The following is a 21,638-nucleotide window of genomic DNA, read 5'->3' as shown; positions in this document are numbered from 1 at the left end:
TTATGCAAAAAATCCATGTATAAACCACTCATCCGACTCCTTATCCCCATAATGCCCCGAACGGTATAACCAATATCGCTGCCCCTGATCATCTTCTACCGCATAGTAATCCCGGTGCTCCCCCGGGTCGATCCACCACTCTCTTTCAATGCGCTCCGGTCCGTCCGCCTTCCGAATCGGATGACGGACACCTTTGTATTGAAAAACCATAGGCGGATAATCCGGGATGGGAGCTGTTACATGGATGCGCTCAGGACGGGCCAATAGCCGAGTCGGACGAGGCCGGTCCAAAGGCCAGTCGAAGCCAGCCTTTTCTATGATGGAAGAAACTTGACGCATGGAGCGTTCCGGCCAATAATGCTGATCCGGGAAGTAACGAAAGATCTCGCAGGCCGTATCCCTGTTCTTCAAGCGGTCCAATAGCTCCGTCAGATTGCTGTCCTCCAGTCCCGTGCGGGTATCCCATAAAATTTCCTGATTCGCTTCCGCATCTTCTACCTTATGGGCTTGTAAGATAAAGAGCTCAATCCCTAAGGCAGGCTCAATCTGCGATATCTTCAACGCAAATAACTTGAAAAGATGCGGGATATGGGCGGTCGAACGGCTGGTGCCGATGCTGATCTGCTCCACTTTGCCATCCAGGCGGTGCCCAATCAGACTGGCTTCCCGAATGCCCTTGCCCTCATTTGCCAGTCGCCCACAAAGCGCCTCCAACAATTTCTCGATAGCAATTTCAATCCCCTTGTCGGTATTGATAGGTTCTAAGCAGGGAAGTCGCTCCTCATAAGGCGCAATAGGTTTTAGGGGAAGGATAAACTCCTCCTCAGAGCCTATGGCTTGCGCTAATCTTAAAACCGTATGATCGCCAAAGCGCCTCCGCAGTACGGAACGTGGCATGCCCGCAAAGCTTTTGATTTTCTTTAAGCCCAAGCGGTACATCCGCTCCACAATAGGTACCTCCAGACGTAGAGCCATAGGAGGGAGGTTTAATAGTGCCTCCAGTTGGGTGTTGCTCTCAACAATAGAATTGCTCTTTCCGTAGCGGGTTACTGCCCAGGCAGCTCCTATGCTGTCGGCGATAGCCATGCGAGCCTGATAACCGTATTGTGCAAAACGTGAAATAATATGTTGTAGGTATTTTTTTTCGCCGCCCCAAAGATGCGCACAGCCGCTGATATCAAGGATAAGTCCATCAGGCTCGTCTAAGGCAACAATAGGAGTGAAGCGAATACACCAAAGACCTATAGCTTTCAATAATTTCTCCTGAAGCCCGAGGCGCTCATCCAGCACCTCCAACGAAGGAAGAAAGGCTTTCGCATCGGCCACAACCATCCCTTGTACCACGGCGTGCTTCTCTGCAGCAGCATTAGCAGCACTGATCAACATACGCCCATGTACAGGATGGGCAAACACAAAAGGGGTATCTCGCAAAGCGGGTTGACGCTTGCTTTGCCAATCTGTTGTCAGATAGGGAAACCAGATGGAAGCATATCTCTTTTTCATGACGCATTAACCTGTCTGCTGTGTTTTGCTGCATAAAACAGATGTATTCGATTTTTGAAAAATAGGACGTAGACCTAAATTGGAAAACTCCATTTCCCAACGCCCGGGGTTACCATTTCGAACCTTGAGGAGTTCTACATCCCAGCGTGGAAAGCCGATGCCCGGCAAACCCTCCTCGGCATAGCTCGCCAAAGGCTTAATCTGCCAACGTGCTGTGCAGGCAGTGGCCGCCAAACTGCGCGGATTATGACGTAAAATAAAACCAACACCTTGGGTCTTTTCTGCAGCAAGCTGTAATCTGCGCGTCTGTGTATAATCCAGTTGGTGCACCTCCGCAATAACCCCGGCAATGCCCGGACATTTTAATGCCTCCTCCATCGCCCAAAGCACATCTTTCTCCCTTTGCATGCAGATGAAAACAACACGCTCAGGCTCAACACCAAAACTCTTTATAGAAATAGGAAATAAAGATTTAAAGCTGCTGATCCACAGACAGACACCCTTGCTCTTCATTAGCTTCCCAAGCAAAACACTCATGAAACCACAGGAACTAGCACCCTCTTCTCGACCTCTACTGATAAACTCATGAATGCTGCCCTTAGGAAAGATACCATTGGGAAAAGCTTCCTCAATAGGTCCTAAACCAAGACGCTCCTCTTGGCTGTCCCGAGGTTTTACCCCCTGCCAAAGCAACATGTCGTTTTTTAGCTGACTGATTAATGCTTCTCTGTTTCTTAACATCATACCTCCTTGTTCAAGGCTTTCAAAACAAAATTAATACTAAAATAATTAGCAAACAAGGAATGTTTAAAACTAAAATTATTAGCAAAAATAAAACAGATAATAAGAGCATTAACTATTCATACATCGAAACATTCTATAAAATATACTTTGGACTGTATTGTTGGAGCCCTTTAGTGAAAGGGCTCTACGCATTGGCGACATATTTAACACCTATAAATTTGAATCTATATAGGGATTAGCCAGGACGAACCGCGTAGAGCCCTTTCACTAAAGGGCTCCGCTAGCACGTTTTTCGGCATAGGATAGCACGTCTTTTCACAATAAAATCGGCGGTCTTTCAACAACGAAATAGACCATCTTCAAAAGCAAATTAAAACATCTTCCCATATAACGATAGACAGCCATCCCGTAACAGATACGAAAGCCATTCTAATCCATAACATTCTCGAATCTAAGTCCATAAAAACCTGTAATAAATTAAATAAAGAGTGTAAACCATTGCTAAAATTATAATTGTTTGTATTATTTTTTATACAAAACAGAAAGTATATTAATTAAGAGGATATAAGCACGTCATAATTAATATATTCGCAATGATTTCATTGAAAATATAAACAAGAACAATAAACCAAATTAAAAACGAATGAAAGCCCCATTTAAATTATCCATTTTAGCCGTGTTGTTCGTCTTGAACGTGCAGGCACAACAAAAAAAAGTAGATCATATCTTCCACGACAATCAAGCATACTTCGATTTAATGGAAAAGGAAGCAACAGCAAATATGTCCACAGCCAAATTCTTGACACCACAAGATGCCGTTGCGCAATTGAAAGCGAATGCAAATAAAAAAGTGAAAGTGCAATCTGTCAAGCCGGCTACAAAGGAGCTTAGCGCTGAAGCGATCGCTGAACGTGCTTTAGAATCAACCGTTGTTGTCAGTGAAGCCTACCTATGCGGTAAATGTGATAAAACACACGTGAATGCTGCTTCTGGCTATGTAATTGATGAAGACGGCTTGATCGTAACTAACCACCACGTGGTGGAAGCCTATGCAGACACTGCGGGAAACAAATTATTGCTACAGATCATGACAGCGAAGGGCAAAGTCTACCCTGTCATGGAGGTATTGACCAACTCCAAAGAAAATGACTTAGCAATTCTACGAGTAGATACCAAAGGAGACAAACTCACACCATTTGGATTAGGAAATACCGCAAAATTAGGTGCTGACGTCTTTGTATTAAGCAACCCAAACAATATGTTGTTCTACTTCTCAAAAGGTATTGTTGCTAGAAACTACATGAAGAGCGATCGTTCGGGAAATAGCACGAAATATCCAGAGATGGAAATCACAGCAGATTATGCCGCAGGATCCAGTGGAGCACCTGTCGTTGATAATAAAGGAAACCTTATCGGAACCGTATCAACAACATCTTCTATCTATTACAACCCACATCAGCAAAGAGACTTGCAGATGGTAGTAAAAGGTACAAAACCAGTGATTACCCTCAAGGAATTAATCAACTAAATTCAATAGAACATTTTCAGTATAAAAAGAGGCCCTCGAGGCCTCTTTTTTTAGATAATAGACCCCCATTGTCTGAACCGGAAAAAAGGATTTAGGATGGGCGCATTGTCTTTGAACCAGGAAAGGAAGGAAAAAAAACGATAAACAGGATCTTGTCTATCCTTGCATCCTTCCTTTCCTGGTTCAGAATATTTAAAAAAGTCTAATGTCTCACCTCTAATGTCTCACATCTAATATCTAACATCTAAACCTCAATTCCCTTTCAACCCCAATTCAAACCCAATACATAACCGTATCAGAACCGCTCCGAAAGGGTTATACATGGGGTTTGAATTGGGTAAGAATAAAAGCAGACCTTAAGCGGCATAGTGTTTGATTAAATTTTTTTATCACACACACATAAATCACACACTATGAAAAAACTAATCTATGCTTTCCTATTGCTATCTATTACCTTATTTTCTTGCAGCAAGGATGACGACTCGACTGAGACCGAAGTGATCAATTTGGTTGATACTAAATGGGAAGGAAGAGGGACGTTTGGAGGGCTGCCGGAACCCGTTAAAATTACCCTAGAATTTAAGACCGGCGGAAAAGTTGAAGGATACAATCAGCCTAACGACTGGGAAGGGACATACACGTTCGATACGAAGACCAATAAGGGCGTAATCGTTGAGGACGGATCGTTTAAAATGCCGTTTGAAGTCAGTGGGTCAACTCTAAAATTTGAGATAGAACCAAAGAACTGGATCTCCTTAAAAAAACAGTAAAGAAGGTCGCATTTAGGATTGATCTTTTGAAGGACAGCTTTTTTTGTAGATAAGCGGCGCATATTGACGTCAAAACTCTTACAAAAATCGTAACTTAAGTTCAATCAAAAAATCAATCCTACCATGAACCTGAACAATGCAATCTTAACTTGCTTTACATCTCTATTTCTATATCATGCAAGTCTGACGCCAGTGGATTATGCTAAAACGCATTTGGAAACTGCTGCCAGTCACACTTTAGTCGATTCGCTCGAAAAGGACAAGCGTGCGATCGCCGAGATGCTTAAAAGCAAGACGCCTATCACCTGGTTATTTACAGGGAACAGTATTACCCAAGGGGCGAAACATACCCACGGTATGCGGATCTATTCGGAGATATTCTTTGAGCGCGTGCGTTACGAGATGGGACGATCACGCGATTTGATCGTTAATACCGCAGTAAGTGGAAATACAACTAAAAATATTCTAGACGATTTTGATTGGCGCGTTGCGCATAGCAAACCGCAGGTAGTTTTTCTAATGATCGGAACTAACGATGCGGCAAGTGATAAATCTATCTCTGTGGAGCAATACGGAAAAAATCTAGAGAATTTGATTAGAAAGATCCGTGCTATCGGTGCTATTCCGGTAGTACTCAGTCCGACTCCTATTTTAGAATCCCATGCGCCTGAGCGTGCAAACCTGAAGGCCTATGTTGTTAAGATGGTAGCGTTGGTCAAGAAGGAACAGGTTATTTTCGTCAATCAGTGGGAAATTTGGAACGGGGAGTTGAAGGAAAAGTATAAAGAGCAATGGTCTAGGAAGCTGTTGAATGATCCCTTGCATCCAAATGGACAAGGACATAAGGAGATGGCGATCTCCTTATTTAAAACACTTTCGATATTCGATCCAAAACAACCCACCTGCGGAGGGGAATACTACGAAGGTTACCATTAGCCTAAAACGCAGCTCCCCCGAGCGGGGGAGCTTTGTAAAGCAATAGTCAATTTTCCATAGGTAAATGGAAAGCTAACATGAAAAAACAATTATAAATTGAAACCTTTATGTATAAAAAAAATGTTTTCTCAACGTTGTTTGTACTTGCTTAATTGTTTTTTACGCAACGGACTGGTAGTCGATAAGTAGTCGATAAATGCGTCACCCACGCTTTTCTACAAGTTGGTTCGATTTCCAAAATATAGGCGTAGCAGCTTGATTTTTGGGTGCTCGACCAAATCTTTCCATATCCAGTGCATGATGCTGTGCAATAATTGCCACACATGATTCCGTGCGTCATCAAGTACATAAATTTATTTGGGCTTTGGTCATCTGGGTACGCGACATAGTTAGATCCGCCAGCTAATTTAGTGCCCGCCATTTTAGTGATCTCCGCATGTGTCGGCATCCGCCAGTTACCTTCTGGATAAACCTTCAAACAAGGGTCTCCGCTACCTGGTTTACCTTTTGGAGTAGTCGATTTCCAGTTCCAGTAGAATTCGCAGTCGCGATATCCTATGTATTTCTGGTCCGCACGGAATCGGTAACTTCCATCAGAATGGATATATAAATAGCCCGGAGACCATTTAATTCCGCGTACGAGGTAGTAGCCTCCTGTAACCATCAATTTCGCTTTAAGCATTTTTGAAGCTCCTGGGTTTGTAAAAGGGAATTTTACCAATTGTGCTACTCCAGCATTTGTCAATCCGGAGCGGATTTCACCACTTTCATCAAGTTTCACCTGAATTTCTGAAAAAATAACGCCTATTTGAGTAAGTCTTTCCGGTTCGATTGTGTAGTAGGAAGCGTATTTTGTTGCCCCTTCTACGTCATCATAGAATGTCAAATCGCTGATATTAGCACTTTGGACATTCTCCATTTTTCCTGTCCTCAAATTTAGGGTTCCAGTTTTGATATAGTCAGTTTTATCGAACTTCGCTTTTACAGAAACCAATTTGCCGTACATTTGAGTCGCGTTCAACTCCACAACTACTTGTGCCTGTAGGTATTTAAATTGGATATCAAGCGTGACTTGGCCGCCTTCTACTTCGATTTCACCACTTGAATACAACAATGGTTTATTGATGGAAGAAGTGATTTTTGGGTTTTGCACATCACTTGGTACGGCGATGTCCTTATTCTCGTTGTGTGAATAGGCGACCCAAGTAAAAGTGTTATAGCTTGGAAGTTCCAATTTCGCCAACTCATCGGCGTTCATCATCATTGATTTATAGAATTTTCCGCTATCCTTGTAGTATAACATCAAGCGATATTTTGCACCCTTTTCGGCATTTGTTGCTGCTTTTAACCCCGTGGCAATAGAACGCTTTGACGAGCTGATCAAATTTGATTGACTAGAGATAAATCCATTTTCAACACTTGATTCCGCTGTAATCTGTACTTGGGCGTTCTCGGCGTTATCACTTTTGATATCTACATCAAAAGCTTTTACTTGAGGAAGCGTAGTGGATGCTTCATTTGTTTTTGACGCCACTACCTTTACCAATACGGTGGTATTTCCGTCATTGTCGGCTGCTGTTTCACTTTTCTCACAACCTTGTAGCAAGAATAGGCCCAGCGTTAGGCAAACAGCCGTACATTGTTTAATGAAATTAAATGTTTTCATTTTTTTTGTTTCTCAATTAATTTAAATTTCTCCTAATTAGATTTCGATAATAACTTCTTCTTCCGGTGGTTCTTCAATTCCCGGAGGACCAACCGTGACGGTTCCGGTAGATTCCGCCGCAATTCCACATTCTAGCTCGATGACTTCCAAGTTAATTCTTGGGGTTTGGTAATTTGTTTTTTTCATGCTTTTAATGATTTTTAGCTTATTACGGATGCAAACATAAGCCGAAAGAAATGATGAAAAAGAAGCGTTTGCTACAACAAAAGTTCTGTTGAGATACGCAAAAGCTACTTTTTATACTGTTTGTGCCAGAGATACTGGTATAAACTACTTAATCTATGGATTTTTTAATCCTCGACAGTAGAGTGAACGGGAAAAGGTGTATTTTCGCTAATTTCGGATACCCAGACATAGAGGTTTTTTTGCGAAGGGATATTGAACGTTTTCCTCAAGCGACTTTTTTTCGTCTGTACAGTTCGAATTGAGAGATGGTTGAAATGAGCAATTTCTTTCGTATTGAAACCTAATTTTATGTAGGCACATAATTTAAATTCTTCTTGCCCTAAACTGGGGTTTATTTCAGAAAGAGCGTCGCGAAGTCCAGGGAAAATATATTGGAATAAGGAAAGGAATCCGGGATCGCCTGATTTTGCTAAGTCGAGCAGTTCTTCCATATTGTTGATTTGGGTATCTTCGACGACAGCTTTTAACGCAATAAGCTCTTCATTGCTGTTTTGATAATTGTTATTTAATGATATCAGCTTAACGTTTTTTTCAAACACATAAAAACTATTGAATCCAGTAAGTATCAAAACCTCTAAAATACTGTTGAGTCTAATGTTCTGTTGGATCTGATCTTGAATGGTAATACCAAAGTACCACGGCTCGAATTGGAATCTATGAAGCCCCAGTATCATTAGGAAAGTGATGCTATATAGCAGAATAGTATATTTGATGTTGTCTCTGTCGTTGAAAATTAAGCTGAAACTTCCTAAGTAAGGGAAAAAGTAAAGATAAAAGCAACTTTGCAAGCCATAATGGAGACTCATAACAAATATTAGAGCGCCGATGATAACGTAGATAATGAATTGAAAAAGGCTTTTGAAGCGAGCTTTGAAATGAAAAAAGCAGTATAGTAAAAAAGCGCTTAGAATGATTCTTGCACTGTATAGCCAGTTCCAACTGAAATCAAAAATAAAATAATCACGTAAGACATGAACAAAGATGATGATTGAAATCCCAAGGGTTAGCCGATTAATGATTTTAAGTTGTATCAGTCTTGGCTGATTTGGATTTTGTTGTGTAAGATGTCGATTAGAGATTAAATCCCAGATTTTAAGAAGCATGGCACAAATAATTAAAACGAGATCGTAGATGGTCACCCGAGAGGATTATCCCGATGTTCGTTGAGGTAGAATCATTTTTCACAATATGATATTGTAGTAATATTAGTTAAAAATAGAAAATAAAAATGCTTCATATGTGGTAAAAACTCTTTTTATAGAAAAACTTCTACAGTAGCGTTTTTTATTACCAGATTTGTGAAAAATGCGAGACTTTTTTTGCATGATTATTGTAATTCTATGCATGAATGGTGCTTGTACATACCGTTTAAGGTTGCATTTAAATCGCGAGAACGTCTATGGAAAACTTAAAGGAGATTAACCAGTTTGATATACAGGTGCAGGATACTAGTTTCGGCCTAATAACGACTTTAAAATCACAGCAGAAGCAATCTGTGAAAGACGCCGTTGGTTTTGAAGAGAAGGTTCTTTTAGCAAGCGATGTAGAGGATTCCAAATATCCTTTCTCCAGTACGTTTGTGCTAGTAGGCGAGGACGGTCAGGTAAGTTCATATGTGGAAGAAAATGGTATCATGCCTACACTGTTTCTGAGTCCAATTGGAGAAGCATATGTGTCTATCGTGCCTTATCATCCGGATAAGGAGATGGAGATCACGGTTCCATTATTTAATCGTGAGCAGGTCGAGATTCCAAAAGGAAATCGATCGTTCTTAGGTGATTTCATAGGCTGTATTGCGGATTATTCTTTGTTCTTCGACGCGAATCTATGGGATGCTAAAAAACAGGATAAATTACTCGCCATTGAATTTAAAGGGGCAAAAGTTAAGAAAAAGCATAATACGAAAATCCCTTTTCCAAACAAGAATGCTATTTATGTGGACAAGGACGAAATACATTTGCTAGCTTGGGAGGGAGAGTTCTGGCTTCATCGTTTGATCTCAGTCGGTGGATCCGTACTCAAGGAACGAAAAATCAATCCCACACATACGTACTTCTCAAAAATATTGAAGCTTTCTTTCGAGGAAGATTCTTACGTTTTGCAGGAACGTGATAATTCTATCTATTTAGATGTTATTTCTCCGGAAGGCATTGTGGAAGAGCAATTCTTATTTGATAATATCGATCCATTCTATAATACGTGGCCAGCTGTGAAAATTGACAAAGGTACGTTCGTAATTCGTTTCAATGGCGAATTTGGAAATGGTTGGTTTACTATTGCAGGACGCGAACTGCTCGAATTCTTTTATAGCAAAGGGGTGCAGGGCTATAAAAACCTCATTACGGGAGAGCAATTTACAATCGATCTACCTGATTTTGTCATACACAAGATCGTAAAAACGAAAGATAGTGCTTATGGCGTTCTGTTATCCCCGAGCTCGAATGCTAGTTCGGACAAGGATACTGTAGTCGTACTTCAACGGAATCTTCGATAGCTGTAATTCTGATAATTTTCTGCTCGTTAGATGTAGTGGTTTTCGCTAGATCGCATTTGATATTGTCGCACTTTAACCAACCTAGTTTTAGATACTATAAGTTAAAACTTGTTAAGAACGCCGTCGCTGTTATTGATAATCAGCCTTTTTCAATATTTTTAAGAATGCCTATCCAATTTAAACATATCAAACCTATTTATGTTCCAGCATTGATTATCAATCTCTTTATTACGGCATTCTTTAACATGTCAACTTGGAGTTTGTCTTTTTCATTCTTACTGTTTGGATTTGGTATTTCAATGCTGCTTTCGGAGTTGTTCTTGATACGCTTCACTTACCTTTTTCGAAATTTAGGATATTCGCGTGCTAAACTTTGGTTTCACTGTTGGATTCTCAATTGTGTGCCAGCATTTTTTATTTTATTAATCAGTATGCTATGGAAGAGGTGATGAAGGAATTTTACGCCGACTCGATTGCATTCGAGTATAGCTACAATCAGAAATTAATAAATGGGGCAGTTATCATTATGCATCCCGGAATTATTTACGGATTGTTGGGGCGTAATGGTTGCGGTAAATCGACCTTGATGAAAATCTTATTCGGTACGCTCAAGCCTTCGGAGGCCTTTATTAGACTAAATGGCAAGCGCGTAAAAACAGCCTACTTAACAAAAGATGTTTGTTATCTGCCACAAGATTCGTTCTTGCCAACGTGGTTTACGGTAGAAAAAGCCATTGATATGATGATTGGTGACAAGCAATCTATTCAACAAGTCAAAGATAACGCGGTCATTCGCCAATTGTTAGGTGAACGGGTTGCCAATATCTCAGGCGGTGAGTTGCGATATTTAGAGATATTATTGCTACTTAATCAAAAAGCTACTTTCCTCATGTTGGACGAGCCCTTCTCGGGGCTTTCACCCTTATTGAAGGAAAATGTTCAGGAATTGATTCTCAATTTTCGCAATTCGAAGAGTATTTTAATCTCTGATCATGATTATCACAATGTTTTGGAGATTAGCGATCAAATCATGCTCATGGACAATGGCGCTTGTAGAAAGTTGGCGAAAAAAGAAGAATTGGAAATATTTTATGTTCCGGAAGGGACATTTGAGCCATAATCCGCAATTAATCCACTTTAGGAATTCCTATTTATTATATTTGTTTATCCTAAAATAAATATACATGTCTACAATACTTATCAAAAATGCGCAGGTTGTAAATGAAGGGGAGGTCAAGGCGCAAGATCTATTGATTAAAAATGGGCGTATCGAAAAAATCGCTGGAACGATTGACGCTACTGCCGATAAAGAGATTAATGCAGAGGGTCTTCACCTTTTTCCAGGATTGATCGACGATCAGGTTCATTTTCGCGAGCCTGGACTCACTCATAAGGCGAATATCTTTACCGAAAGCCGTGCTGCAGTTGCCGGTGGGACGACCTCGTTTATGGAGATGCCTAACACCGTTCCTAATACATTAACGCAGAAATTATTGCAAGATAAGTATGATATCGCACAGGATAGCTCTTTAGCCAATTACTCATTTTTTATGGGTGCGGCGAACGATAATCTGGATGAGGTATTGAAAACTAATCCACGCGATGTTTGTGGTATTAAAATATTTATGGGTTCTTCGACGGGAAATATGCTTGTCGATAATGAACAATCGCTGGAAGCAATCTTCAGCCAGGCACCAACATTGATTGCAACGCACTGCGAAGATGAGGCTACGATTCAAGCAAATCTAGCCTCCTATAAGGAAAAGTATGGCGACAACGTAACGATAGAGATGCATCCACTGATTCGTTCGGCAGAGGCTTGTTATCTTTCTTCTTCCAAAGCGGTGGAGTTGGCCAAGAAAAACAATACACGATTACATATTCTTCATATTTCAACGGCCAGAGAAACCGGTTTGTTCGATAATTCCATTCCTTTAGAGCAAAAGCGCATCACGGCGGAAGCCTGCATACACCATCTTTGGTTTTCGGATGCCGACTATAAAACGAAAGGGAATTTTATTAAATGGAATCCTGCCGTAAAGACAGCTGATGATCGCGACGCCATCTTAAAAGCGGTATTGGATGGGCATATCGATGTGATCGCAACGGATCACGCGCCTCATACCATTGAAGAGAAGTCACAAGCTTATTTACAGGCGCCATCAGGTGGGCCATTAGTACAGCATGCTTTACAAGCATTGATCGACTTAGTAAAGCAAGGCAAGATGACCTTGGAACAATTGGTTCAAAAGTCGGCGCATAATACAGCGACTTTATTCCAAATTGAGCAACGCGGCTATATACGTGAAGGTTATTGGGCCGATTTAGTTTTGGTCGACTTGAATAAACCTTATACGGTAAATAAATCGAATATACTTTCTAAATGTGGCTGGTCGCCATTTGAGGATTATACATTCTCTTCTACGATCGAACATACATTGGTTTCAGGAAATATTGCCTATAGCAATGGTGCTATCGTCGAAGTTGGTTCTGGACATCGTTTACTTTTTAATAGATAATAATGGATAAACGTTCATTCTTAAAATCTTTAGGGTTGGGGATGGCCGCCATCCCATTTGCAGGCAGTTCGGACGCCTTAGCCATGGCAGCGCAGGTAAAACCTTTGTTGAAAGGAAAAGTATTGAAAGCGGGAGATACCATTGGTATCATTACTCCTGCTAGTGCATTAGGTGACGAGGATGCTATCACTTTGACGAAAGAAGTGCTAACTTATTTCGGTTTCAAAGTGAAAGAAGGAAAATATATACGCGAGCGTTATGGGAATTTGGCAGGTACTGACGCACAGCGTCTGGAAGATCTGCATACCATGTTTGCGGATAAATCTGTTGCGGGAATTCTTTGTATTCGCGGAGGCGCCGGAGCGTCCCGATTACTTTCGAAAATAGATTATCAACTTATCGCAAATAATCCAAAGGTGTTACTGGGATACAGCGATATCACGGCTTTGATTATGGCGTTCCAAGCGAAAGTAGGTTTGGTAACTTTCCATGGCCCTGTTGGTACTTCCAACTGGAGCAACTTTGTAGCGAAGACGTTTAATGATCAGTTTATTGATAATAAACTCGTGACTTTTTCGAACCCTGATAAAAAAGGCGATAACATCGTACAATATAAGGATCGTATAACGACGATTAATCCAGGCGTGGTTGAAGGTAAACTACTTGGTGGTAACTTAACACTGATTTCAGGCCTTTGTGGCTCTCCATATCTTCCAGATTTTAAAGACAGTATTTTGTTCCTGGAAGAGATTAATGAGACCCCCGAGAAGGTGGATCGAATGTTCTGCCAATTAATGAATGCAGGTATACTTTCACAGATCAAAGGCTTCGTTTTCGGTAAATGCACAGGTTGCTCACCGTCGGCCGGATACGGCTCTTTAAATCTCGACCAAATCCTTCGCGATTTTATCAAACCCCTAAACATCCCGGCTTATACTGGGGCAGTTATCGGACATATTGATGATCAGTTTCTGTTGCCGGTGGGCGTGAAAGTGCGCTTAGATGCGACAAAGGGAACAATAGAAATCCTAGAAAAAGCGTTGATTTAATATGAAGTTATTCTTAGTTTCCTTAGGTCTATTGGCCGCGACAACCTGTAGCAATCCCTTCAATGCTTCAAAACAAGCTGTAAAATTGGGGATGCAGGTAGATAGCAGCCAATGGAATTCCATGCATGCATCATACAAAGAGTCTGCTCTTTTTCACAGACGATTTAAACACAAAGACATCGATTCGCTAATCCAAGTGCATCGTAAAAGCGAGCTGTTTAATATTTCGCAAATTGGAAAATCTGTCGAGGGGAGAGCAATTTATGAACTTGCCTATGGCAAAGGAGGTAAGAAGGTTATGCTATGGTCGCAAATGCACGGCGATGAGCCTACGGCAACCATGGCGCTGTTTGATATATTCAACTTTCTGGAAGGTAATGGGGATGGCTTTGATAGCATTCGGAACCTGCTTCAAGAAAATCTAAATATTCGATTTATACCTATGCTAAACCCGGACGGCGCAGAGCGCTTCTTGCGTCGAAATGCGCAAAGTATAGACTTGAATAGAGACGCCCGCGCCAATCAAACTGTAGAAGGCTCCTTGTTGAAATCTCGGGCGAAGGAGTTTAATCCTCGCTATGGATTCAATCTTCATGATCAGAATATTTATTACAATGTGCCGGATACCAAGAATCCAGTAACGATATCTTTGCTGGCTCCTGCTTACAATACGGAACGGGAAGTCAACGAAGTTCGCGAGGGAGCAATGCAGATTATTGTAGGGATGAATAAAATTTTGCAGCAATATGTTCCTGATGCGGTTGCCAAATATGACGATACTTATACGCCTCGGGGCTTTGGGGATAATTTCCAATCTTGGGGAGCGAGCACCGTTTTAATTGAATCGGGTGGACTGAAAGGCGATCCGGAGAAACAACAGATTCGGAAGCTCAATTTTATAATTATCCTCAATGCTTTAATGGAGATTGCGCAAGGCACTTATGAGAACTATGATGCGAAGGGTTATGAGGAGATTCCATTCAATGCGAGCCAGATGCATGATATCGTTATCCGTGGACTTTCCTTCGGCAATGATTCTATTTCGCTAAAGAGCGATATTGCAATCCGCAGAGGAGAGATGACGGTTGGAGGTGATTATTTTGTCCGCGGTCGCGTTGAAGATATTGGCGATTTGCCGGAATCTTATGGTTACGATGAAGTGGAAGCCGATGGTTTAAAATTTATCGCAGGAAAAATAGCACCGCAAGCTATCCCGGATTTATCAACTCTAACGCCAGAAGTAGCCTATGATCTACTGAAAAAGGGGTATATGGGCGTGCAGGTGGCTAAGCTTTTGCCTGCTGAAGAAGGGATGCTACATAGTCTACCGATTCAGGTTTTTAGCAAAACCGCTTTTGCAGCAACGCCTTTTATTGACTTAGGTGGAACGACTAACTTCTATATTGGGGATTCTACAGGAAACTTGAAATATGCTATCTTAAATGGTTATTTGATTGATTTGTCAAAGTCGGTGAAAGATATAGGATTGCTGAAGAACAGAATACAATAAAGAGAACTGGCATTCGCCAGCTCGCTTTATTTAAAGCGGCGCTTAATTCAAATTCCGATACTCGACCGGCGTTACACCAGTTTTTTGTTTGAAAAGGCGTGTGAAATGTTGAGGATATTTAAAACCAAGGTCAAATGCTATTTCTCTAATTGATTTATTTGTATCGAACATCTTTTCTTTCGCGATATGAATGACTTTCGATTGAATATATTCTTGTGCTGATATTCCTGTTTCCTTTTTTATGAGATCGCCGAAATAATTCGGTGAGAGATTTAATTCATCAGCAAACCAAGATACCGAAGGCAGGCCAATCATTTGAGGTCGGTCGCTCGAAAAGTAGCCATCGAGTAATTGTTCGAAACGGCTTAGTATTCCTTTGTTTACATGTTCCCTAGTAATGAACTGTCTATCGTAGAATCGCGTGCAATAGTTTAGAAATAATTCTATATTGGAGATAATCAGTTGCTTGCTATGTTTGTCGATCGCATGTTGAAGTTCATATTCGATTTTTGTAAAGCAATCTTGTATAATTCTTCTTTCTTGGTCTGAAAGGTGCAATGCTTCGTTGACCGCGTAAGAGAAAAAGTGGTAATTTCCAATGGTCTTGGCGAGTGTTGTTCCTACGATCAAGTCTGGATGGAACACCAACGCAATGCCTTGTGGTTGATAATATTCTTCTCCAGATTGGCCTATTACTTGTCCCGGAGCTAGAAAGATAAGGGTCCCTTCCTCATAGTCGTAGTTGTCGAGTCCATATCGTAGATCGCCACAATGAATCTTTTTCAGAAATATCGTGTAAAACTCGTAACGCATTCGGGATAATTTTCTCTGATCTGCTTTATCCAAATGCACCACACTGACCAAGGGATGAAGGGTCTCATTATTATTAAAAGTGTTATACTCCTTAATCGACTTAAAGTTTATAATATCTTCCATTGTTCAATCCTTTAGAATTCTTGATTCAAATTTACACATTCGATCACTTCTCTGTGTACACATTTCCACTTATCAGTGATTTTGGTAGGTGATTCCGTAATTTGTATAAACGACAATCTGATAATAACTTACAATTTTGTAAGAACGAAGTTAATGTTGTTTTGCGATTAGCGAGATGCATTAAGTCTGCGTTTTTAAAGTGAATAATCTTTTAATACTAATGATATGAAAAGCAAGAAAAGTATGGTGATGAAATTGATTATTGGGATGATCTTTTTGCTATCGGCGATGCCACTAGCGTTTTCTCAAAGTCAGGTTGAAGATGAAGGCATTCGGAAATTATCATTGGATAAATGGCATTGGATGGCGGACAAAAAGGTCGAAATATTGGACGACCTGTTTCATGAGAAATCTGTGTTCGTACATATGGGCGGTGCTTGGGGAAAGACAGCAGAACTGGAAGTGATAAAGAATGGGGGGATCTGGTACAAGAAGGCAGACGTGCATGATGTTTCAGTGAATATCATTGATAATACCGCTATTTTACTAAATAAAATCACACTTCTAGCGGTCGTTGGGGGCAATGAAGTGACCAATAATTTTATGGTGACTGAAGTTTATCAAAAAGAAGGTAATCGATGGTTGCTGCTATCACTATCTTTTACAAAATTAATTTAATTGATGGAGATCACGGTTTTTTCTTTCAGTGCGGAGGGATAAACTATTATAGGTTCTACAGTTTGTCAAATATTAAAAATGGAATATGGTTCAATTCAAAAATATAGTTCTAGTAATAATAATAGGTATTATTTCGATGGTTACAAGACATGCTAATGCACAACAAATAGATACGGATTCCGCCGGCTTGACGCCATCTGAAGTCAGTTTAATTTCTATTTCTGCTCTTACTGCGAAAGGAGATTTGGAAAAGCTAAGGTTATCATTGGAACAGGGGCTATCCTCTGGATTGACCGTCAATGATATAAAGGAGATTCTTATTCACACTTATGCCTATTGTGGTTTTCCTCGTAGTATAAGAGGTTTGCAAACATTTATGGAAGTGATGGACGATAGAAAGCAACGTGGGATCCAAGATAATCTTGGCCGATTCGCTTCTGATATTGATCAGACAGAAAGTAAATATAATCGTGGTAAATCCATATTGGATCGACTAACAGGAACTGTTTCTGCAGATACACTAAGTGGATATTCTGCATTTGCACCTCCAATCGATGTATTCCTGAAAGAGCACCTGTTTGCTGATATTTTTGAGCGTGACGTTCTTAATTATGTTCAGCGAGAATTAGTTACAGTATCCGTCATTGCTGCGATAGAAAGGGCAGAGCCTATGTTGCGCTCGCATTTAACAATCTGCTTAAATATAGGCTTAAGTGAAAAACAATTACAGCAATTCGTTGATACTATACGGTCAACACTAGGCGAGCCTGAAGCAAGGTCCGCGCAGTCGGTTTTAAATGAAGTGATTGAAAACTATAAATCAAAATAGGAAGACATGAAGGAAATTTCAATAGTAATATTATTTGCCATCATGATGTTTAACGTATATGCCCAAACCGAGAAAAGGCCATTAAAACCGTTAGTTATTCGTTCTCAAGGGAGCTTTGCTGTGGGCGGAAGTTCTTTTACTGCTGCCGGGAGTTTCGATGTGGGTCAAGCGCTAAAGCCTGACGGACAATCTTTTCACGGAGATCATGCCTATGCATTTTATCAAATACCTCAAAAGTCTAGGAGACTACCACTAGTTTTTTTACATGGTGCGGGACAATCGAAAAAGACATGGGAATCTACGCCCGATGGGCGCGAGGGTTTTCAGAATATATTCCTAAGAAAAGACTATTCGGTTTATTTGTTGGATCAACCGAGAAGAGGTGCCGCAGGACGCAGTACTGTTGAGGCCACAATCAAGCCTGTTGCAGACGAACAATTTTGGTTTACCCAATTCCGCATTGGCAATTTTCCGGAATTTTTTCCGAATGTTCAGTTTCCGCGAGATAACGCAGCTTTAGAACAGTTTTATAGGCAAATGACCCCAAATACCGGTGCTTTTGATGCTACGGTTGTCAGCGCGGCAGTATCGGCATTATTCGATAAAATAGGGCCAGGCGTATTGATTACGCATTCGCAAGGATGTGGTGCAGGCTGGTTGGCAGCCATAGCAAACGAAAAGGTAAGTGCTGTCGTAGCATATGAGCCTTATAGCGGTTTCGTATTTCCAGATGGGGAAGTTCCTGAAGCCATAACATCAACGGGTCTTTTTGGACCGTTGAATGGAGTAGCTATTCCTTTATCGGATTTTAAGAAATTGACGACTAAACCGATTGTTATTTATTATGGAGACAATATTGCGAAAGAACCAACATCCGTGTGGAATATGGATCATTGGCGTTCAGGCTTAGAAATGGCAAAACTCTGGGTTGCTGCGATTAATAAGCATGGGGGTGATGCTCGAGTAATCCATCTTCCAGAAGTAGGCATTCTTGGGAATACGCATTTTCCAATGTCAGATTTGAATAATCTTGAAGTTGCCAATCATTTAGCTGCCTGGATGAAAGAAAAAGGATTAAATAATTAAAAAATCAGAAATGATCAATCAAATGAAAAATTTGACCTCAATAATTGCAGTAGCGATGTCTACTTTTTCGGGTGAACCTGTTTTTGCACAATCTCAGTCAAGAGCCGAGCAAAACCCATATTCGCTCGTATATGGAGGGGCTTTGAGTAAAAATGAGCAAGGGAAGGTGAACATTGAGCCAGTGAGTTATCAGGTTAATGGAATTGATATTGCCGCAAATATCTACGTTCCTGCAAATTTTGATACGGTTAAGAGGTATCCTTCGATAGTCTTGGCACATCCCAACGGAGGTGTGAAGGAACAAACAACAGGTTTGTACGCGCAACGCCTCGCAGAATTAGGCTACATTACTATTGTAGCGGATGCAGCTTATCAAGGGGCAAGCGGAGGCTATCCTCGTCATACAGATAGGCCACAAAATCGAATTGCTGACATTCATGGCATGGCAGACTTTCTAAGTAACTATCCAGGTGTCGACAGTGACCGAATTGGTCTTTTAGGAATATGTGGAGGTGGTGGCTATAGCCTGAAGGCGGCAGAGTCGGACAAGCGCTTTAAAGCCGTAGCAACATTAAGTATGTTTAACTCTGGGGAAGTTCGTCGTAACGGCTTTCAAAATTCGCAGCTCCAGACCATACAACAACGCCTATTGCAAGCATCTGAGGCACGTGCCGAAGAGGCAAAGGGTGGAGAAATTCGACTGACAGGGGTGGCAAGTGTTACCGATGAAGAGATTGCGAAAACTCCCGCGGGACTATATCGTGAAGGTTTTGAATATTATTATCGGACACATTCTCACCCAAATTCAACTTTTCTTTATACAACGAGTAGTTTAATGGATTTGATGACCTGGGATGCGACCGATCAACTTGAGCTTCTCGATCAGCCCTTATTGATGATTGTTGGCAGCAAAGCCGATACCAAATATATGAGCGATGAGGCTTTTAAAAAGGCCACGAATGCAAAAGATAAGGAATTGTTTCTGATTGACAGTGCTACGCATATAGAAACATATTGGAAGCCCCAATATGTGGATCAAATCGTAAATAAACTGTCGAGTTTTTATCAATCACACTTATAGAATTAATAATGATGAAGAATAAATTTATCTATATGATATTGCTGTCTATCCCATCTGTTTTGGCTTGTAATCAGACAGAAAAAAAGACAGCAGAGAATTCAAAAGATTCGCTTGTATTTCCGCAGGGCGAAAAAATCACAAATGCGAATTTCACAGGAACGGCATATTTGCAAATGCTTGTGGATGCGGATAGTTTAAATGATATCTCGGTCGGAAATGTGACGTTCGAGCCGGGAGCGCGAAGCAAATGGCATGTTCATCCAGGAGGCCAAATATTATTGGTGATAGATGGTGTCGGATATTATCAAGAGAAAGGAAAACCTAAGGAAATACTTCGTAAGGGCGACGCCATAAAATGTCCACCTAACATCCCTCATTGGCATGGTGCTAGCGCGGACAGTGCTTTTATACAAGTTGCTATAACCGGTAGAGAAAAGGGCGAAACAGTCTGGTTGGAAGAAGTGACCGATGAGGAGTACAATAAATAGATACAGCATTTTTAGTATTGCAATGCTTGTATTTCAAAATAAAGTTCCATTAACCCAGCTTCTATAAATTAAATAAGCTGCCCTTTTGGACAGCCTATTTAATTATTTGTCGGGCTAATATCCCGAGTTTTGTTGTTTTTCAAGTTCCGGGTTGGCATCGATTTCAACCTGTGGAATTGGAAGTATTGTTTTGTAGAAGCTGCGGTTGATGGTCTTCTGTCTATGTTGAAGAGAGACACCCACGTGCTCATCATTGAAGGTGATTGTCTTATTGTTACGTATCATGTCCCAATAGCGTTGTCCTTCGCCGTAAAGCTCTTTACTTTTCTCGTTCAGAATCATGTCTTCAGTGACGGTCGCTGCGGTCGCTGCCACTAAATTCGGTGATCGCTTGCGGATCTCATTCAAATATGTTGCCGCTTTGGCAGCGTCGGGTCCTGCTTTTTTCAACGCTGCTTCTGCCGCAATTAAGTAAATCTCTGACAAGCGAATAACTTTGATGTTTACTGCAGTAAATACGTCTTTACCGTCGCCTTTAAAAGGTTGACTGATGCCACCAACATACTTATAAACTGCGGCTTTCCTTTCTAACTCATCCTCGGTTATTACTCCCCAACGCACATCATCAGCGTCTTCGCCTAAACGGTTTACATAATAATCCGATGCTGTGAAGTTTCCAAGGGCATTATTTTGTTTACTTTTTAGATAATAGAAACCTAATGAACTTGAACCTAAGTCGCCTTGATCTTTAGCGATAGCGATTTCGAAAATAGACTCCTTACCGAATTGTGCCGCCCAAGAACCTACCCATTCGGAATTACTGTATAAAGAGTAAACTTTCGAGTTTATTACTTCTTCTGCTGCAGCAAATGCATTTGTAAAGTCGCCCATAGTCAAATACACGCGTGCCTGAATGGCTTTATTGGCGTAGTAATTCACATAACCATTTGTTTTTGTTTTCGGCAATAAGGCTTCAGCATCTTTTAAATCCTCTAAGATTTGCTTGTAAACGTCTGCTACGGAATTTCTTAATAATCTAGCGTCGTGCTTCAGTTTCTCGGTTACAATTGGCACACCAAAGGAAGCTGGATCATCTGTATACGTTTTGCCGTAGAGGCGAACTAGATCGAAGTGAACTAATGCACGCAAGGTTAATGCTTGCCCCTTATAGGTATTGAAATCCAATGTAGAGCCATTGGCAACGAGGTCATCTATACTTTGTATAATATTGTTTGCCTGTAATATAGCGTTGTATCCGTCAGCCCAAAAGCCGCTGTAGTTATTGTTCGTGACGCTATGGTTGAATACATAAAGTGCATCTAGCCCACGACCCTGTGAAACGATCGTTGCATCACCTCCTTTTGCGTCTCCATATATCATAAAGTTGCGGCCATAATAACTTGTTGTGACCAAGCTACGTAATAAGCCGTTTGTCATCACCTTGGCATCTGCTAGCGTTGTGATGGTTTCTCCGGAATCAATGGAGTTTGTCGGTTTTACATCGAGGAAATCCTTGCATGAGAACAATGATATACTTGCAAGTGCTATAATGAATATTGATTTCTTTTTCATGAT

General features: G+C 40.9%; 20 protein-coding genes. 13 read left to right on the top strand and 7 right to left on the bottom strand.

Features of this window, described 5'->3' with window-relative positions; genetic code table 11:
• On the bottom strand, positions 1-1,503 hold the full coding sequence (locus tag B2400_RS16540) for a Y-family DNA polymerase (RefSeq protein ID WP_149526871.1): 1,503 nt from the start codon (positions 1,501-1,503) through the stop codon (positions 1-3).
• A gap of 6 nt (positions 1,504-1,509) precedes the next feature.
• The gene (locus B2400_RS16535) at positions 1,510-2,247 is read right to left on the bottom strand and encodes an ImuA family protein (protein ID WP_286650802.1); all 738 of its coding nucleotides are present in this window, start codon (positions 2,245-2,247) and stop codon (positions 1,510-1,512) included.
• Positions 2,248-2,890: 643 nt separating this feature from the next.
• Between B2400_RS16535 and B2400_RS16530 the strand changes: the two genes are divergently transcribed.
• The 3 genes from B2400_RS16530 to B2400_RS16520 all read left to right on the top strand — a co-directional run bounded on the left by B2400_RS16530 (position 2,891) and on the right by B2400_RS16520 (position 5,481).
• On the top strand, positions 2,891-3,775 hold the full coding sequence (locus tag B2400_RS16530) for a S1 family peptidase (protein WP_149526870.1): 885 nt from the start codon (positions 2,891-2,893) through the stop codon (positions 3,773-3,775).
• Between the two features lie 413 nt (positions 3,776-4,188).
• Positions 4,189-4,545, top strand: coding sequence for a hypothetical protein (locus B2400_RS16525; protein ID WP_149526869.1), 357 nt, complete (start codon positions 4,189-4,191; stop codon positions 4,543-4,545).
• 123 nt (positions 4,546-4,668) lie between these two features.
• Positions 4,669-5,481: an SGNH/GDSL hydrolase family protein gene (locus B2400_RS16520; protein WP_149526868.1), complete on the top strand. Its 813-nt coding sequence runs from the start codon at positions 4,669-4,671 to the stop codon at positions 5,479-5,481.
• Between the two features lie 148 nt (positions 5,482-5,629).
• On the opposite strand, the gene B2400_RS16515 is transcribed toward B2400_RS16520, so the two are convergent.
• The 3 genes from B2400_RS16515 to B2400_RS16505 form a co-directional block, all read right to left on the bottom strand.
• Complete coding sequence (locus tag B2400_RS16515) at positions 5,630-7,147, bottom strand: hypothetical protein (RefSeq protein WP_293935077.1); 1,518 nt, start codon at positions 7,145-7,147, stop codon at positions 5,630-5,632.
• Between the two features lie 36 nt (positions 7,148-7,183).
• Positions 7,184-7,333: a hypothetical protein gene (locus tag B2400_RS16510; protein ID WP_187773876.1), complete on the bottom strand. Its 150-nt coding sequence runs from the start codon at positions 7,331-7,333 to the stop codon at positions 7,184-7,186.
• Between the two features lie 164 nt (positions 7,334-7,497).
• Positions 7,498-8,067: a helix-turn-helix transcriptional regulator gene (locus B2400_RS16505; RefSeq protein ID WP_293935074.1), complete on the bottom strand. Its 570-nt coding sequence runs from the start codon at positions 8,065-8,067 to the stop codon at positions 7,498-7,500.
• Positions 8,068-8,792: 725 nt separating this feature from the next.
• Between B2400_RS16505 and B2400_RS16500 the strand changes: the two genes are divergently transcribed.
• The 5 genes from B2400_RS16500 to B2400_RS16480 all read left to right on the top strand — a co-directional run bounded on the left by B2400_RS16500 (position 8,793) and on the right by B2400_RS16480 (position 14,965).
• A complete protein-coding gene (locus tag B2400_RS16500) occupies positions 8,793-9,887 on the top strand; it encodes a hypothetical protein (RefSeq protein WP_293935071.1) in 1,095 nt (364 codons plus the stop codon).
• A 448-nt stretch (positions 9,888-10,335) separates the two neighbouring features.
• A complete protein-coding gene (locus B2400_RS16495; protein WP_293935068.1) occupies positions 10,336-11,007 on the top strand; it encodes an ATP-binding cassette domain-containing protein in 672 nt (223 codons plus the stop codon).
• Between the two features lie 64 nt (positions 11,008-11,071).
• Entirely contained in the window at positions 11,072-12,406 is a 1,335-nt protein-coding gene (locus B2400_RS16490) for a dihydroorotase (RefSeq protein WP_293935065.1), read from the top strand.
• A 2-nt stretch (positions 12,407-12,408) separates the two neighbouring features.
• Positions 12,409-13,455 carry a S66 peptidase family protein gene (locus B2400_RS16485; RefSeq protein WP_260041530.1) on the top strand — a complete coding sequence of 349 codons (1,047 nt, stop codon included), beginning with the start codon at positions 12,409-12,411 and terminating at the stop codon, positions 13,453-13,455.
• 1 nt (position 13,456) lies between these two features.
• Positions 13,457-14,965 carry a M14 family zinc carboxypeptidase gene (locus tag B2400_RS16480; protein ID WP_293935061.1) on the top strand — a complete coding sequence of 503 codons (1,509 nt, stop codon included), beginning with the start codon at positions 13,457-13,459 and terminating at the stop codon, positions 14,963-14,965.
• Between the two features lie 42 nt (positions 14,966-15,007).
• Here B2400_RS16480 and B2400_RS16475 read toward each other — a convergent pair whose 3' ends face one another.
• A complete protein-coding gene (locus B2400_RS16475) occupies positions 15,008-15,901 on the bottom strand; it encodes a helix-turn-helix domain-containing protein (protein ID WP_293935058.1) in 894 nt (297 codons plus the stop codon).
• A gap of 225 nt (positions 15,902-16,126) precedes the next feature.
• Here B2400_RS16475 and B2400_RS16470 point away from each other — a divergent pair, with 225 nt between their 5' ends.
• From B2400_RS16470 to B2400_RS16450, 5 genes are all read left to right on the top strand, one after another.
• The gene (locus B2400_RS16470) at positions 16,127-16,579 is read left to right on the top strand and encodes a nuclear transport factor 2 family protein (protein WP_293935056.1); all 453 of its coding nucleotides are present in this window, start codon (positions 16,127-16,129) and stop codon (positions 16,577-16,579) included.
• Between the two features lie 136 nt (positions 16,580-16,715).
• Positions 16,716-17,408, top strand: coding sequence for a carboxymuconolactone decarboxylase family protein (locus B2400_RS16465; protein ID WP_293935053.1), 693 nt, complete (start codon positions 16,716-16,718; stop codon positions 17,406-17,408).
• A gap of 6 nt (positions 17,409-17,414) precedes the next feature.
• Positions 17,415-18,494: an alpha/beta hydrolase gene (locus B2400_RS16460; protein ID WP_293935050.1), complete on the top strand. Its 1,080-nt coding sequence runs from the start codon at positions 17,415-17,417 to the stop codon at positions 18,492-18,494.
• Between the two features lie 22 nt (positions 18,495-18,516).
• A complete protein-coding gene (locus tag B2400_RS16455) occupies positions 18,517-19,575 on the top strand; it encodes an alpha/beta hydrolase (RefSeq protein ID WP_293935047.1) in 1,059 nt (352 codons plus the stop codon).
• 8 nt (positions 19,576-19,583) lie between these two features.
• Complete coding sequence (locus B2400_RS16450) at positions 19,584-20,063, top strand: cupin domain-containing protein (RefSeq protein ID WP_293935045.1); 480 nt, start codon at positions 19,584-19,586, stop codon at positions 20,061-20,063.
• Between the two features lie 114 nt (positions 20,064-20,177).
• Here the strand turns inward: B2400_RS16450 and B2400_RS16445 are convergent, their stop codons facing one another.
• On the bottom strand, positions 20,178-21,635 hold the full coding sequence (locus tag B2400_RS16445; RefSeq protein WP_293935043.1) for a RagB/SusD family nutrient uptake outer membrane protein: 1,458 nt from the start codon (positions 21,633-21,635) through the stop codon (positions 20,178-20,180).
• Positions 21,636-21,638 lie beyond the last annotated feature (3 nt).

The sequence above is a fragment of the Sphingobacterium sp. UBA6645 genome (assembly GCF_002455685.1).
GTDB classification, from domain to species: Bacteria; Bacteroidota; Bacteroidia; order Sphingobacteriales; family Sphingobacteriaceae; genus Sphingobacterium; species Sphingobacterium hotanense.
Note: the sequence above shows the minus strand (reverse complement) of the source record. Positions and strands in the feature narration are given on the sequence as shown.

What these genes read in the sequence shown, in the direction of transcription:
- B2400_RS16530 (WP_149526870.1), top strand. Translation starts at nt 2,891, where the DNA reads ATGAAAGCCCCATTTAAATTATCCATTTTAGCCGTGTTGTTCGTCTTG.
- B2400_RS16445 (WP_293935043.1), bottom strand. Translation starts at nt 21,635, where the DNA reads ATGAAAAAGAAATCAATATTCATTATAGCACTTGCAAGTATATCATTG.
- B2400_RS16475 (WP_293935058.1), bottom strand. Translation starts at nt 15,901, where the DNA reads ATGGAAGATATTATAAACTTTAAGTCGATTAAGGAGTATAACACTTTT.
- B2400_RS16515 (WP_293935077.1), bottom strand. Translation starts at nt 7,147, where the DNA reads ATGAAAACATTTAATTTCATTAAACAATGTACGGCTGTTTGCCTAACG.
- B2400_RS16455 (WP_293935047.1), top strand. Translation starts at nt 18,517, where the DNA reads ATGAAAAATTTGACCTCAATAATTGCAGTAGCGATGTCTACTTTTTCG.
- B2400_RS16525 (WP_149526869.1), top strand. Translation starts at nt 4,189, where the DNA reads ATGAAAAAACTAATCTATGCTTTCCTATTGCTATCTATTACCTTATTT.
- B2400_RS16485 (WP_260041530.1), top strand. Translation starts at nt 12,409, where the DNA reads ATGGATAAACGTTCATTCTTAAAATCTTTAGGGTTGGGGATGGCCGCC.
- B2400_RS16535 (WP_286650802.1), bottom strand. Translation starts at nt 2,247, where the DNA reads ATGATGTTAAGAAACAGAGAAGCATTAATCAGTCAGCTAAAAAACGAC.
- B2400_RS16480 (WP_293935061.1), top strand. Translation starts at nt 13,457, where the DNA reads ATGAAGTTATTCTTAGTTTCCTTAGGTCTATTGGCCGCGACAACCTGT.
- B2400_RS16495 (WP_293935068.1), top strand. Translation starts at nt 10,336, where the DNA reads ATGAAGGAATTTTACGCCGACTCGATTGCATTCGAGTATAGCTACAAT.
- B2400_RS16500 (WP_293935071.1), top strand. Translation starts at nt 8,793, where the DNA reads ATGGAAAACTTAAAGGAGATTAACCAGTTTGATATACAGGTGCAGGAT.
- B2400_RS16510 (WP_187773876.1), bottom strand. Translation starts at nt 7,333, where the DNA reads ATGAAAAAAACAAATTACCAAACCCCAAGAATTAACTTGGAAGTCATC.
- B2400_RS16470 (WP_293935056.1), top strand. Translation starts at nt 16,127, where the DNA reads ATGAAAAGCAAGAAAAGTATGGTGATGAAATTGATTATTGGGATGATC.
- B2400_RS16520 (WP_149526868.1), top strand. Translation starts at nt 4,669, where the DNA reads ATGAACCTGAACAATGCAATCTTAACTTGCTTTACATCTCTATTTCTA.
- B2400_RS16540 (WP_149526871.1), bottom strand. Translation starts at nt 1,503, where the DNA reads ATGAAAAAGAGATATGCTTCCATCTGGTTTCCCTATCTGACAACAGAT.
- B2400_RS16460 (WP_293935050.1), top strand. Translation starts at nt 17,415, where the DNA reads ATGAAGGAAATTTCAATAGTAATATTATTTGCCATCATGATGTTTAAC.
- B2400_RS16505 (WP_293935074.1), bottom strand. Translation starts at nt 8,067, where the DNA reads ATGATACTGGGGCTTCATAGATTCCAATTCGAGCCGTGGTACTTTGGT.
- B2400_RS16490 (WP_293935065.1), top strand. Translation starts at nt 11,072, where the DNA reads ATGTCTACAATACTTATCAAAAATGCGCAGGTTGTAAATGAAGGGGAG.
- B2400_RS16450 (WP_293935045.1), top strand. Translation starts at nt 19,584, where the DNA reads ATGATGAAGAATAAATTTATCTATATGATATTGCTGTCTATCCCATCT.
- B2400_RS16465 (WP_293935053.1), top strand. Translation starts at nt 16,716, where the DNA reads ATGGTTACAAGACATGCTAATGCACAACAAATAGATACGGATTCCGCC.